We start from the raw sequence: 12,854 nt of genomic DNA, 5'->3' as shown, positions 1-12,854 counted from the left end.
ACCATGCCCATCGAAATAACAGCCTCCGAACTCCCAAAAAGGAGCCGAAACTGACATCTCTACTTTGCTCAGTGCTGACATTTTAGCTTTGCTGCTACACGAAGAATTCGCAAATTAGGCGTTATGGAACGTCGATGTCTGTTCTTCTCTGGTGGTCTCAACCGGTCGCCGCAACACTTTATCTTAGAGGGAAAAGATGGAGTGTGGGATGGAACGGAGATTTCATAGAGGTTTTACTGCGGCAGAGAAGACGGAGTTATGGGACCGCTGGAAGCGTGGGGAGTCGCTAAAGGCGATTGGACGAGCTTTTGGTAAGCCGTCATCGTCGATCTATTTTCTGGTGGCTCCGCATGGTGGGATTCGTCCTGCGGAGCGGCGTCGCTCCAGGTTGGCATTGACGCTTGCGGAACGCGAGGTGATTTCCAGAGGTGTTACGGCACGTCGATCAGCCCGATCGATCGCCAAACTGCTTGGCCGCTCACCATCGACGGTGAGCCGGGAAATGAGTCGCAATGGCGGCTATGATCGCTACCGAGCGACACTTGCGGACGAGAATGCCTGGGCGCGATCTCGTCGTCCAAAATGTTGTAAGTTAGCGACCAACCCGCGGCTTCGGCAGGCGGTGGCAGGGAAGCTCAGATTGGATTGGTCACCCGAGCAGATAGCCGGTTGGCTGAAGAGAACGCACCCTGAAGACGAGTGTAATCAGGTGTCACACGAGACCATCTATCGCAGCCTGTTTGTCCAAGCGCGCGGCGTGCTCAAGAAAGAGCTGCTTAGCCATCTTCGATCGAAGCGCTCGATGCGTCGCTCCAGGCCGGTTGACCCGAATGGCGATAAACGGGGGCATATCAAGGATATCGTCTCAATCCGTCAGCGACCGGCGGCGGTTGAAGATCGGGCGGTGCCCGGTCACTGGGAGGGCGATCTCCTGTCCGGGCCGAACAACACCTACATCGCGACCTTGGTCGAGCGTCATACCCGTTACGTGATGTTGGCCAAGGTGGCAGGCAAGGACACCCGGACGGTAGTCTCCGCGCTCATCAAGCAGGCGAAGAAGCTACCAAAGGAGCTATATAAATCCCTGACCTGGGACCGGGGCAAGGAACTTACGGATCATCGTCGCTTTACGTTGGCGACCAACATCGACGTCTATTTTTGCGATCCGCAAAGCCCGTGGCAACGCGGGTCGAACGAGAATACCAATGGCCTGCTGAGACAGTACTTTCCTAAGGGCACCGACTTGTCGGTGCATTCGCAAGCCCATCTGAACAAAGTGGCTCGTCAGCTAAACGAACGACCACGTGAGACCTTGCAATTTGAAACACCAGCAGAGAGATTTAACGCCTGTGTTGCGTCGACCGGTTGAGCCGGCATCTCAACAGCGGACATTTAACCATCCATCTGCGACGTCCGCAAAGTGCGGAGGCCACGAACGGACATTCACGCAATGGTGTGGCTCTGCTCACGGCTCAAAAACCAAGCGAGTTTCCGTGAAGAACTTCGCCGGCATCGCAGGGCGCCGTGCGTGCTACCATGTCGCTGGCCATCCATCAGCTGTTAGACGGCACCACAGTAGCCACGGCAGCACACACTTCAGGAACCGGAATCTAGCGCATCAACGGCTTTTGCAGCAAGGCGTTCCAGCAATCCAGCCACTTCGGCTGGCGGCACCGGTTTGCTGAGCAGGTATCCCTGAACTTCGATACAGCCCTCCCGGTTCAGGCAGCGCATTTGCTCTTCCGTCTCGACTCCCTCGGCGGTTGTCGTCATGCCGAAGCTCACACCCAGCCCGGCGATCGCTCGAACGATTGCCAGGCTTCCCTCGTCAACGAGCACATCCCGGACGAAAGATTGATCGATCTTGATCTTGTCGAAAGGAAAACTGCGCAGGTAACCGATGCTGGAATAGCCCGTGCCAAAATCGTCCATCGAGATCCGTACGCCCAGCGAGCGCAAATGATTCAAGATCCCGATGTTTCTCTCGGATTTTTCGAGCAACACCGATTCCGTGATTTCCAACTCGAGGCGGTTCGCTGGTAGTCCCGATGAAGCCAACGCGCTCATGACGGTTGAAACAAGGTTCCCCTTGGCGAACTGCAAAGGAGACAGATTGACCGAGAGGTTGATTTCGTCCGGCCAGTGGACCGCCTCCATGCATGCTTGTCTCAACGCCCACTCGCCCAGCGGCAGGATCAGGCCCATCTCCTCGGCGACCGGAATGAAATCCGACGGCGCCACCGAGCCCCGCTCGGGGTGATGCCAGCGCATCAACGCTTCAAACGCGGTTACCTTCTTGGTTTGCAGGTTAACTAGCGGTTGATAGAACAGGCTGAAGTCGCCCTGGGCCAACGCGTTGCGCATATCCCGCTCCAGCGACCGCCTGGTCTGGACGGCGGCATCCATCTTCGGATCGAACATGCGAAATGTGCCGCGACCGCCGGACTTTGCGCTGTACATCGCAAGATCCGCGCATTTAAGGACGGTTTCCGCATTCATTTCACCAGGATGCACAATCGCGATTCCGACGCTCGCGCCCACGGTCACGTCGTTTCCTTCGATGGTCTGCGGATGAGCCGCAACCCCGATGATTCGCTCCGCAAGAGCGATCGACGCTGATGGTTGGACACCCGATATCTGCAGGATCGCGAACTCGTCGCCGCCAAGCCGCGCAATGCGGTCCGTTGGCGGCAGCAGATCGCGAAGCTTGGCAGAAAGGGACTTCAGAAGCAGATCGCCGACCGAGTGGCCCCCGGTGTCGTTGACCGCCTTGAATCCATCGAGATCTACGAACAGGACCGCAAGCGGATGCAGTGTCACCGTTTCGTCTGTAAGCGCCTGCTCGAGTTGTTCCTTGAACAGCAGCCGATTGCCGAGCCCCGTCAGCGAATCATGATAAGCTAGATATTGGGATCTCGCCTGCAGTTCCTCACGATCTGAGATCTCTTCCTTGAGCCTTTGATTGGCGTCGGCGAGGCGCTTGGTGCGCTCTTCCACGCGCGCCTCCAATGCTTCGTTTGTCCTGCGAAGCTGCTCATTCGCATGCTCCACCTGCTGCTCGGCGCGCCTGCGGCTGATCTGCGTATTCACCCGCGCCATTGCGACCGAAAAATCCACCGGCTTCGTGACGTAGTCATTGGCGCCACACTCGAGAGCGTCGACAATGTTGGTGCTTTCAGACTTGGCGGTAACCATGATGACGGGAAGTGCGGACGCCGATTTTCGATCGCGGATCCGCTTCAATGTTTCTATGCCGTCAATTCCAGGCATCATGACGTCGAGAAGGACGAGATCGAACGTCTCTCTCTCGATCAGTTCTATGGCGGCAAGCCCGGATTCCGCCTCCGTGACGGTAAAGCCGCGCCGTTCAAAGCGCCGGGAAAGGATCGCGCGATTGTCGCTGATGTCATCGACAATCAGCAAATGGGGACGCACCTCAGCATTGCTGGCGGTGGTACTCGCGGACTCCTGTGACGCAAAGTCCTCGAGACGAGTTACATTCGTGTTCTGGATGGACATCTTTACACCGCCGATGGACTGGCAGCCGCAAACGCGGGAATGATGGACAGTTCGTCGGCCGGCTGCTGCTCGGTCATCCAGGCCAGCACACGTATGGTGAAGCAGGATCCTCGTCCGGGCTCGCTGGTTGCCGAGATGCCTCCGCCCATCAGTGCACAAAGCTTCTGGCTTAGCGCAAGACCGAGTCCCGTTCCGCCATACTTGCTGGATGTCGCGTGGCTGGCCTGACCAAAATTCTGGAAGAGTCTTCCGATTTCGGACTCGCTGATGCCTATTCCGGTGTCCTGAACCTGGATCTCGATCCAGTCGCCCGCCTGATGCTTGCGGCGCTGCGCCGAGAGGATGATCGTGCCCGCTTCCGTGAACTTCGCGGCGTTGCTCAACAGATTGAGCGCGGCCTGCCGCAGCTTGGTCTGGTCCGTCGACACGATGCCGAGGTTGGATGGGCACCTGACGACGAGCTTGTTCTTCTTTTCGGCCACCGTCGGCTGAACTGTGGCGATAACCTCGCGAACCATGTTATTCAGATCGAACTGTTCGATCTTCAGCTCGACATGGTTGGACTCGATCTTCGACAGATCGAGGACGCCGGTCACCAGCGACAACAGATGCTTTCCTGCGGAATTGATCCGTTCGAGATCCGGCTTCTTTCGGCTGTTCTTGCCCTCGAATTCCACACCCTCGAGCAAAATCTCGCTGAATCCGATTACCGCATTCAGCGGCGTTCGAAGCTCGTGGCTCATCTTGGCCAGGAAGATCGACTTCGCGCGGTTCGCCTCATCGGCCATATCCTTGGCTTCGCGCAGGCGCACCGCCGTCTCCCGATGCCGTTCTGCTTCGCGCTCGAGTTCGGATCCCACGGTGATCATGTTGGCGTAGTAGATCGCCATCCACGACATGTAGATCGTGGCGGAGAGGATCGAGATCCAGCCGACTGTCGAAAGTTGTTCGTGCGACAGTAACGTCGGAAAGCCCCACAGCAGGTAGGCGAGAATGAAGCCAAGAATGTTGACCGTGAACAGGCCGACGACGAGGATTGGCCGTCCCGACAGATAGAAGAAGCCAAGCAGCAGGCTGACGATCAACCACGGCAGAAACGGCGAGCTGACGCCGCCGTAGAAGTAGGCGCCAAACAGCGAGGTGAAGGCAAGCAGCTCAACGGAGATCAGAGCCGATAGCTGCAGGTTGCCGCTCGTCTTGTAGACGAACGGAAGTGCCCAGAACAGCCAGATGCAAGCGATGACGGTCCAGCAGGCAGCGCCCTGGTGCGGGTCGCTGAGATAGAGAAACACACTGATGGACTGCGAAAGCAGTGGCCCGAACAGATGAGTGAATACGAAGTTCTGCGCGAGCTCCCGCTTGGAGCGCTCGAGCTTGGCCTCCGCTGGAATAAACCAATCAATAAACTTAACGACTTCTTGCCAAATGGGCATATCGAGCCCTCACGGTTTTATCGCCGGCAAGCTAGCGTGCCGCTCTTTAATATTCGGTATAGTCAGGGCTGCCTGCTGATTAACGTGGGTTTAAGCGAGCCGTGAAACTGTTAGCTGCCGGAAACTGCACTTAATTTCTACCTGCAAAGCCGCAAGTGTAACGGATCGGAATATCGCAAAACTAACTCGCGGGAAGCGGGGCCCAATTTCATGAATGCCAAATTTGCAACGGCACTTGCTGCCCTCGACAATCTGGTCAATTACTTCATTCCGCCCAGCATCGCCGCCGACCGCGATACGAGAAACCGTGCTCACGTGTTTCTCGTCAGTCACATCCTGGGTCCGTTCATCGGAAACGTCGTCCCGATTTCGATCTATCTGCTCGATCCCGCGCCCGGATATGACGTGGCTGTGTTGGCGGTGTCGATCACGTCGTTCTGGGTATTTCCGTTCATTCTACGCGCCGGCGTGCCCTACGACGCGCTTGCGCTGGTGTCGATCGAGAACCTAATCTTCTGCATTCTCTGGAGCTGCTTCTTCTATGGCGGCGTGACGTCGCCCACGCTCGCCTGGGTACTCGTCATACCGTTGCTGGCATTTTTCTATCTGGGCTCGTCGAGCAGGCTGCGCCTGATCGTAATGACCATGTTCGTGGCCAACGTGGCGGTATTCAGCCTCTTCTATTCGCATGGCTTCGAAATCAACAGCAAGCTGCCGGTTGCCGCGATGCAGGGGCTTGGTCTCGTCTCGACGACGGCGGCGTCGATCTATGTGGCGATGATGGCGCTCTATTATGCGAAGATCCAGGCCTCGCAGGGCGAGCTGGAAAGCGAGATGCGGCAGCACATGGCGACGGCATCGGCGTTGCGTGCGGCTACCGAGGAAGCCGAGCGCGCGGGAGCCGCGAAATCCGAATTTCTGGCCAAGATGAGTCACGAGCTGCGCACACCGCTCAACGCAGTGATCGGCTACAGCCAGATGCTGCTCGAAGACGCCGAGATAGAAGGCGACAGGGACGGCATTGCTGACCTGACCAAGATACACACGGCCGGACAGCACCTGCTGAAGCTCGTCAACGAGGTGCTCGATCTTTCCAAGATCGAAGCCGGCAAAATGGAGCTGTATCTGGAAGAGACAGATTTCAGCGAATTGCTTCGCGATGTTGCCGAGCAGGCGAGGACCGCGGTTGAGGCAAACGGAAGCGAGCTCGCATGTTCGATCTCCCCCGATCTGGGGGCCGCGCTCTGCGATGCTGGAAGGTTTCGCAATGTGGTTGGGCAGCTGACTGATAACGCAGCCAAATTCACCCACAACGGGAGGGTGGAAATCGCCGCGCGACGCCTCACGAGCGTGGCGGGCGATCAACTCATCGTTGACGTCAGCGATACGGGAATCGGTATCGCATCGGATCAAATGCCGAAGCTCTTCGAGAAATTCACTGTCGCCGACGACTCCAGCACCAGCAAGTATGGCGGTACGGGACTTGGATTGGCGCTCAGCCAAAGGCTCTGCAAGTTGATGGGCGGCGAGATCTCCGTGGAAAGCGAACCCGGAAAGGGCAGCCGCTTTACCATCAGAATGCCACTCGTCGAAGGTCGACGGAAATCCGACCGCTACGCCGCGGCGACGCTCGTTCCCGACGTCACCGACACTGCTCTGCCTGCGTCAGCCGGGATTGCCCATGCATAGGATTCTGCTGGTTGAAGACAACGAGATGAACCGGGACATGCTCACGCGCCGTCTCGAGCGCAACGGCTTCTCTGTCTGCTGTGCCTGTGACGGTCCAACAGGCGTGGACATGGCAGCGAGCGAATTGCCCGATCTGATCCTGATGGATGTGGCGCTCGGCGAAATGGACGGTTGGGAAGCAACACAGCGGATCAAGGCCAATCCGGCGACATCCGCCATTCCCGTGATTGCGCTGACCGCCCATGCGCTCGCCAGCGATCGCGACAAGAGCGTCGAAGTTGGCTGCTCCGATTTTGATACGAAGCCCGTCGACCTGCAGCGGCTGCTTGGCAAGATGCGGTCGCATCTGCCTTCGGCCGCTCGTGAGAGTCCGGCCGCCTAGGCCCACGCTAAAAAGCATTCTGCCGAGCGGCTTACATTGCCCACAAAGAAAGGCGGGCTTTCGGCCCGCCTTTCTTTATGCGTCGAACTTCAGCGCGGTCAGTATTTCGCAACCACGGGGCCACCAAACCTGTAGTTCACGCGGGCCGTGACGAGATCAACATCCTGACGGGTGGCAACCGTGCCGGCGTAAGCACCAGCCGGGCTGGTAAAGTCAAACGTGCGGTCCTGCATGAACAGATGATCGTACTCCACAGCGACCGACCAGTTCGAAGCGAAGCCGAATTCGAGGCCGACGCCTACCGCGGCTCCCCATCGCGTGTCGTTCGCAGCGCCGAGAACGACGCCGGTCGCGTTGTCGGTGTAGCGGAAGCGGCTATCGGTGACGGCGCCGCCGCCTTTGACGTAGAACAGTGTATTTTCGACGGCCCAGCCGATCTGGCCGGTGAACAGGCCGAACGCTTCGATCCGTGACCGGTTGGTCGTGGCAGGGAACGGCGGGCTGATCTTGCTGCCGTTGAGGTCAGCCCAGTTACCCTGCGCTTCCAAACCAAAGACTGCGGCGCCTGCCTGCCAGCGATAGCCGATCTGGCCGCCGGCTACAGCGCCTGTCGCATCGTGGCAGCCTTCGGGGCCGAGCAGCGCGGGGGGCACCGGCGTGGGCGGAACAAGATCCCAGCAGTTGCGACTTGAGCCCCAGCCGCCGTTCGCGCCGATATAAAAGCCGGTCCATGAGAATACCGGAACAGGCGGGATGGGCGGGGCCGCCTTCACAGGCAGTCGCAAATCCGCAGCGAATGCGGGCGCGGAAAGCGCAATGACAACCGCCGCCGCAGCCGCTACGCGGCGTGAATTCTTGCGGAACGGCTTGGTAGGGTCTTCCAGGACGCCGATCATGGATTCCTCGCTTGCTCCGGATGGCCTTGAAACGTGAAAGACACATTGCGCCATCTATGGTTAACGCCGCCTTTACGCGCGCGGGCGCCCAAGACCCCCGCGGCCCTTCCTGGCGTCCGGCATGACTTTCTGTGCAGCTCTTAAGGTACAGAAAACCAAACATAAATTTCGCCGGAAAAGGCCGGAAAACTTCCCAATATCCAACCAGGAATTAATCTCGTCCCGGGCATCCTGCACGCTCAACAGAATAACCAAAAAAACGAGCGCAGGATGGCTTCAAACGATTCGTACACCGGTATTTCGCCGGCCGCCTTGACGGGCAGCATGAGGGATTTCCGCATCCCCGGTGGGCCAGACCTGTTGGGACGCACGGGAGGTTTCTTCCGCTGGCAGGATCTACGCCGGCATCACGGGCTCTGGCCCTTCTCTCGCGCCACGGAGGACGGTCCAACGACCGTTTGCACGGCGCAGGACGACCAGGGCAACAGAATGCGCGGCGTCAACTTTGCGTCGCAGGACTATCTCAGCCTGGCATCGCATCCGGCCATCAAGGCAACGGCCATCGAGACCATCGAGCGCTGCGGGGTACATAGCGCAGGCTCTCCTGCGCTTGTCGGCAACACTTCGTACTCGGTAGCGCTCGAGCGCAAGATCGCCGAATTCCTGGCGATGGACCACGTCGTGTTGTACCCGACAGGTTGGGCCGCAGGCTTCGGCGTCGTGAAGGGCCTCGTCAGGTCGGCCGACCATATCGTGATGGACATGCTGGCACACTCCTGTCTGCAGGAGGGCGCTCACGCCGCAACCAGCAACCTTCATCTGTTCCGGCACCTCGACAATGAATATTGCCGAAACATCCTCGCGAAAATCCGGGCCAAGGACAAAGAGAACGGAATCCTCGTGATTACGGAGGGATTGTTCTCGATGGACTCTGACACCCCTGATCTCGCCGCCTTGCAAGCTCTCTGCCACGAATTCAATGCGACACTTGTCGTCGACGTCGCACATGATCTTGGCTGTTTGGGCGAAGACGGCCGCGGCCACATCGGCTTGCAGAACATGCTCGGCAAGGTCGACCTTGTAATGGGGAGCTTTTCCAAGACGTTTGCGTCGAACGGTGGGTTCGTCGCCTGCAAGAGCCGAGCGGTGCAGGAATATCTACGCTTTTACAGCGCCCCTGCCACTTTCTCCAATGCCCTTTCGCCGGCGCAGGCCGCGACGATCCTCAAGGCATTCGAGATCATCGCCTCCGCCGAAGGGCACGCGCTACGGCGCAAGATGCTCGCCAACGTCCTGTCGCTTCGTCGCGAGTTGAAGCAGGCCGGCCTCGACTATTATGGCGATCCATCCGCGATCGTTTGCGTCAAAATGGGTTCGGAAGGCTTGGCACGTCTCGTTTCCAGACGCCTGATCGAACTCGGATTGGTCGCCAACCTCGTGGAGTTTCCCGCCGTTCCCAAGGGTGCGGCCCGAATTCGCATGCAGGTGATGGCCAATCACTCCGAGGAAAACATCGCCCACGCTGTTCGAATGCTGGCCATTGCAAAGGCGGAAGCGGAACTGGAACTCGATGAGTTCCAGCGGATCAAACCCGCAAAGAGCGTCGCAGCTTGACGCCGCGGACCTCCCTGTCGAACTGGCAAATACGCCGTGACTCGCGGTCGGGCCATAACGGCCGCTTTTCGCGAACCGGGGGCAGTGGTCAATGCGCTCAAATCCGCGAAGGTGGTGGCATTCGCGCGAAGATGTTGAACTGGATCTTGGCTCTCGATTAGTGGAGTGAGAGGTCGTCGTATAAGTTTGGCCTAGGAGAGCGCATCTCGCGCTTCCGGAAAGGGCACGGTACCTATCTGTAGGTCCTCCTAGCGGCGACTTTTTCTCCTGCCGCCAACCACTGCCGCAGCAGTTCCTCTCTGATGCCCGAGACCTTCAGCCCGTCTTCAATCGCACCGATCTTAGAGGCCTTGATCTCACATCCTGGTCCAAGACAACCGTAAGCGGCTTCTTGCCCGCCGGCGCCGGAGCCCGCTCCTGCTATCCGGCTGTCATTCGGCCTGCAATATTGACTCCCTGGGCCGGGGATCAGCGCGTCCAAAAATTCACCCCCTATAGATTGGTCTGTTGCGCTGCCTGCTTTGGAATGAAGCAGGTGGTTGGGGATGCTGATCGTAGAGACGATTGCGCGGATAGGCATGCCGAAACGAAAAAGGCCAAGCGAGACGCGGCGGCGCAAAACGGACGAGCCCTATGACGGTGGCTACTTCGCGCGTAAACATGACATCACACCCGAACGGGCGCGCGAACTGATGCGTAAGCTTGGCCGCGACCGCGACAAGCTCCACGAAGCCGCTGCAAAGCTATTTCGAAAGTAAGTGGCTGACGCACATAGGACACCCTCTCTGACAGATCAGAACACATAGCTTCCATGCGAGACCAAGATGTCGCACCCGGTAGAGTTGGTGCGCGCTCAGGGATGAGCGCTGAGTAGTGCGGCGGTCCCGGTGAACGCCAGCCCCGCACCGGGGCCGTTCCTTTTGCGGCGTCGCCCGCACTCAATCCTTCGCCTCGGCACCTACCGTATTCTCGATCTCTGCGAGAGCCATCACCAACGAGAACTCACTGATCGAAAAGGTTTTGTCGCCGTCGTTGATCGAGATATCCGTGAGCCTCCCGACGACCTGCCACTCGACGGCTTGTTCGTACGCTTCCTTCGCTGTTGCGAGGGTTACCGTGAAGAAGTGATCGTCCCTGCGAGCCCTCACGAGAAACGGCGTGGCTAATGCGTAACCGACACCATGGTGTAAGGCTAGACGTGATTGCGCTGTAGGGCGCTCAAATCCTGCCAACGAAGAACATTCCTGATCAATTTCTGGCATGATAAGCCTCTGGTGCGGCCGTCCCCCATAGGGCGGGCCAACTGCTTTCTTGCTCAATGGCCAGTCCACCCCCACGGCAAATGGCCTTTAGGATTTTTTCTTCTTGTCGCCCGACTTGAGGAAATAGACGCCAACCTGATCGCCGTTGACCCAAGCGAGTTGGCAGCGCCGGTATGCTTTTCCCATAGTCGAAAGCACAAGGAAGAACTCTTTTAGGGCAAGACCTTCAATCGAGCCGTCGACGGTTAGTCTAGCGCCGGTATCCGATGCGTCTTCCATCGTGCACGGGCGCTGCCAAGTACCGTCAATTGCCATCATGTTAGCGGGAAAACCCCGCGCAAATGCGATACGATGTGCCTTGCGGTTTTCCATCTAAATCGATCATCGAACTGAAAAATAAACGGGAAACCCACCGGGTCTGGGGCGGCTTTCCCTTACGGCAAAACTCTCGCGGCACGACCGCGATCAACCAAAGTGTAGAGGCTAGCGGTTAAAATTTGTCCTAGGGCCGCCCGGACAACTGGTCGGCAAGACCACGTCAAGGGGGTCAGTTGGGACCCGCGTTGCTCAGGGCTCTGCCGGGCCTCGGTTGCGAATTTACGATGTGCCTATCGGTTTTCGGCAATACTTCAATCCGCCAGAATAGAACCGATCGGCGATGGCCGTTGGTGAAGTTTCCAATCGTCCGCTAGTCTGCTTCTTTTGAGGCTTCGAGATGGGTACTTTAGGTCTGGCGCTCGTCGTCGGCGGCATGACGCTCCTGTTCAGTTTGCTAATTTTCATCATTCCCACTCGAGGTAAGCGAGGTGAGCCTGTGGAGCCGTTAGAGAATAGTCAGCGACGGTTGCGACAACAGCTTGAAGAAATGCGGAGAGATCGGAGCGACGAATAGCCTCTGTCTCAGCCGTCGGCGTCGTCAACTGCATTCTCCTTCGTCGCGATCTTGCTCGGCTTCCCGAACTGTGCCGCGCGACGTCCAGCTTCATCGCTGATCTGTTGCAAGGTTTCGTTGACGGCCGCCTCGATCCGACGTCCCGCGATCCGCAGTTGCAAGAGCCGCATTTTCGCAGACGTGAAAGCGCTGTCCGCTGCTGTCTTTCGGAGATTGCGTCCGGATGCGCCTCAAATGCCTGATGTAAGCAGTGCGGGATTGGTCGAGGGCGTAGCCGCCACCCGGCAGCCGGTGGATGACATTTTCGGCTTCCAGTTTCTGGATGTACGTCCTTCCGCAATCGAGGTGCTTCGCCAGCGCCACCGGTGACACGGATGCCGGACCCGAATCGACGGTCGTTTTCGTTTGGGTTTCATCGCCCCCACCTTGATTTTATTCGGACTAAATTTTCAGGCACCGGTCAATTCGGCGTCCCCCCAATCGCCTGCCTTGGTGGGAGGACCCGGACGGCCTCGCCCATGCGTGTTCCGCTTGCGCGCATCGACTGGAGTGTTCTTGCCCGTGGTCGAACCTTCGAGGCAAGCAAGCCTCAGGTCGCGTAATAACTTACCTGCCGAGGTCTGCGAGAGAATGAGACGAGATGGAGGTCCGGTCTTCCCGGCGCCTGTGAAAACTGGTGACCCAAATGGCCCGTCCAGGCCTATCCGCTAATGAGGTCACAGGCGCGCTGATATCCATGATGGCCCGGAGCATCGCCTCCAACCAAAGGCCGGATGCATTGATGCAAGACCGCTTACCTCCAGCTCGTTGAAATCCTCTTGCAACGCACGGCCGGACCATACATTCGGGTCCAGACTGTGTGAAAACGTTTTTCCGCCCCCAAAAACTGCACGCAACCGGGAACGATCCGGGTCGACACGACGGTCTGAGCGTATTCTTGCTGTATCTCAACCCGGGCGCAACCTCGGGCCGCTGAGCGACCTGAACGGTCACACGATGCGTATAACAGCTCGAGCTCTTCACGCCCGGATTGCTACCAGGAGCGGCTTGATGCCGACGATGTTCATGACGCGCGTGAGGTTGTAGGCGAGTACGTTCAGCGCCATTTCGGTCGCGACATTGGGCAACCGCTTCATCAAAAAGTGTGTCGCACCCATCCGCATCTTC

General features: G+C 58.3%; 12 protein-coding genes and 1 pseudogene. 6 read left to right on the top strand and 7 right to left on the bottom strand.

Annotated elements, in window-relative coordinates; genetic code table 11:
• The first annotated feature begins 208 nt into the window (after positions 1–208).
• Positions 209–1,369 carry an IS30 family transposase gene (locus tag IVB22_RS01180; RefSeq protein ID WP_247515508.1) on the top strand — a complete coding sequence of 387 codons (1,161 nt, stop codon included), beginning with the start codon at positions 209–211 and terminating at the stop codon, positions 1,367–1,369.
• 227 nt (positions 1,370–1,596) lie between these two features.
• On the opposite strand, the gene IVB22_RS01175 is transcribed toward IVB22_RS01180, so the two are convergent.
• Both IVB22_RS01175 and IVB22_RS01170 read right to left on the bottom strand, forming a co-directional pair.
• Entirely contained in the window at positions 1,597–3,519 is a 1,923-nt protein-coding gene (locus IVB22_RS01175) for a bifunctional diguanylate cyclase/phosphodiesterase (RefSeq protein ID WP_247515507.1), read from the bottom strand.
• A gap of 2 nt (positions 3,520–3,521) precedes the next feature.
• Positions 3,522–4,952: a HAMP domain-containing sensor histidine kinase gene (locus tag IVB22_RS01170; RefSeq protein ID WP_247515506.1), complete on the bottom strand. Its 1,431-nt coding sequence runs from the start codon at positions 4,950–4,952 to the stop codon at positions 3,522–3,524.
• A gap of 210 nt (positions 4,953–5,162) precedes the next feature.
• Here IVB22_RS01170 and IVB22_RS01165 point away from each other — a divergent pair, with 210 nt between their 5' ends.
• Together IVB22_RS01165 and IVB22_RS01160 are read left to right on the top strand one after the other, a co-directional pair.
• A complete protein-coding gene (locus IVB22_RS01165; protein ID WP_247515505.1) occupies positions 5,163–6,641 on the top strand; it encodes a HAMP domain-containing sensor histidine kinase in 1,479 nt (492 codons plus the stop codon).
• Positions 6,634–7,023 carry a response regulator gene (locus IVB22_RS01160; protein ID WP_247515504.1) on the top strand — a complete coding sequence of 130 codons (390 nt, stop codon included), beginning with the start codon at positions 6,634–6,636 and terminating at the stop codon, positions 7,021–7,023. The genes IVB22_RS01165 and IVB22_RS01160 overlap by 8 nt, the downstream gene beginning before the upstream one ends.
• Before the next feature lie 98 nt (positions 7,024–7,121).
• On the opposite strand, the gene IVB22_RS01155 is transcribed toward IVB22_RS01160, so the two are convergent.
• Positions 7,122–7,919: an outer membrane protein gene (locus IVB22_RS01155; protein WP_247515503.1), complete on the bottom strand. Its 798-nt coding sequence runs from the start codon at positions 7,917–7,919 to the stop codon at positions 7,122–7,124.
• A gap of 270 nt (positions 7,920–8,189) precedes the next feature.
• Here IVB22_RS01155 and IVB22_RS01150 point away from each other — a divergent pair, with 270 nt between their 5' ends.
• Together IVB22_RS01150 and IVB22_RS01145 are read left to right on the top strand one after the other, a co-directional pair.
• The gene (locus IVB22_RS01150; RefSeq protein ID WP_247515502.1) at positions 8,190–9,533 is read left to right on the top strand and encodes an aminotransferase class I/II-fold pyridoxal phosphate-dependent enzyme; all 1,344 of its coding nucleotides are present in this window, start codon (positions 8,190–8,192) and stop codon (positions 9,531–9,533) included.
• Between the two features lie 545 nt (positions 9,534–10,078).
• A complete protein-coding gene (locus tag IVB22_RS01145) occupies positions 10,079–10,291 on the top strand; it encodes a DUF3606 domain-containing protein (RefSeq protein WP_247515501.1) in 213 nt (70 codons plus the stop codon).
• A gap of 180 nt (positions 10,292–10,471) precedes the next feature.
• On the opposite strand, the gene IVB22_RS01140 is transcribed toward IVB22_RS01145, so the two are convergent.
• The 3 genes from IVB22_RS01140 to IVB22_RS01130 form a co-directional block, all read right to left on the bottom strand.
• On the bottom strand, positions 10,472–10,795 hold the full coding sequence (locus tag IVB22_RS01140; RefSeq protein WP_247515500.1) for a hypothetical protein: 324 nt from the start codon (positions 10,793–10,795) through the stop codon (positions 10,472–10,474).
• Between the two features lie 87 nt (positions 10,796–10,882).
• Entirely contained in the window at positions 10,883–11,167 is a 285-nt protein-coding gene (locus tag IVB22_RS01135) for a PilZ domain-containing protein (RefSeq protein ID WP_247515499.1), read from the bottom strand.
• A gap of 528 nt (positions 11,168–11,695) precedes the next feature.
• Positions 11,696–11,848, bottom strand: a complete 153-nt coding sequence (locus IVB22_RS01130; protein ID WP_247515498.1) for a hypothetical protein — start codon at positions 11,846–11,848, stop codon at positions 11,696–11,698.
• Positions 11,849–11,921: 73 nt separating this feature from the next.
• On the opposite strand from IVB22_RS01130, the gene IVB22_RS41310 reads away from it, so the two are divergent.
• Positions 11,922–12,056 (top strand): hypothetical protein, encoded by a 135-nt coding sequence (locus tag IVB22_RS41310; RefSeq protein WP_256467364.1) that lies wholly within the window; start codon positions 11,922–11,924, stop codon positions 12,054–12,056.
• 650 nt (positions 12,057–12,706) lie between these two features.
• Here the strand turns inward: IVB22_RS41310 and IVB22_RS01125 are convergent.
• Positions 12,707–12,854: pseudogene (locus IVB22_RS01125) on the bottom strand (IS5/IS1182 family transposase); the annotation flags it as partial.

The organism is Bradyrhizobium sp. 190, assembly GCF_023073415.1.
GTDB lineage: Bacteria > Pseudomonadota > Alphaproteobacteria > Rhizobiales > Xanthobacteraceae > Bradyrhizobium.
The sequence above is the reverse complement of the archived record's forward strand: the minus strand, read 5'-3'. Positions and strand labels throughout refer to the sequence as shown.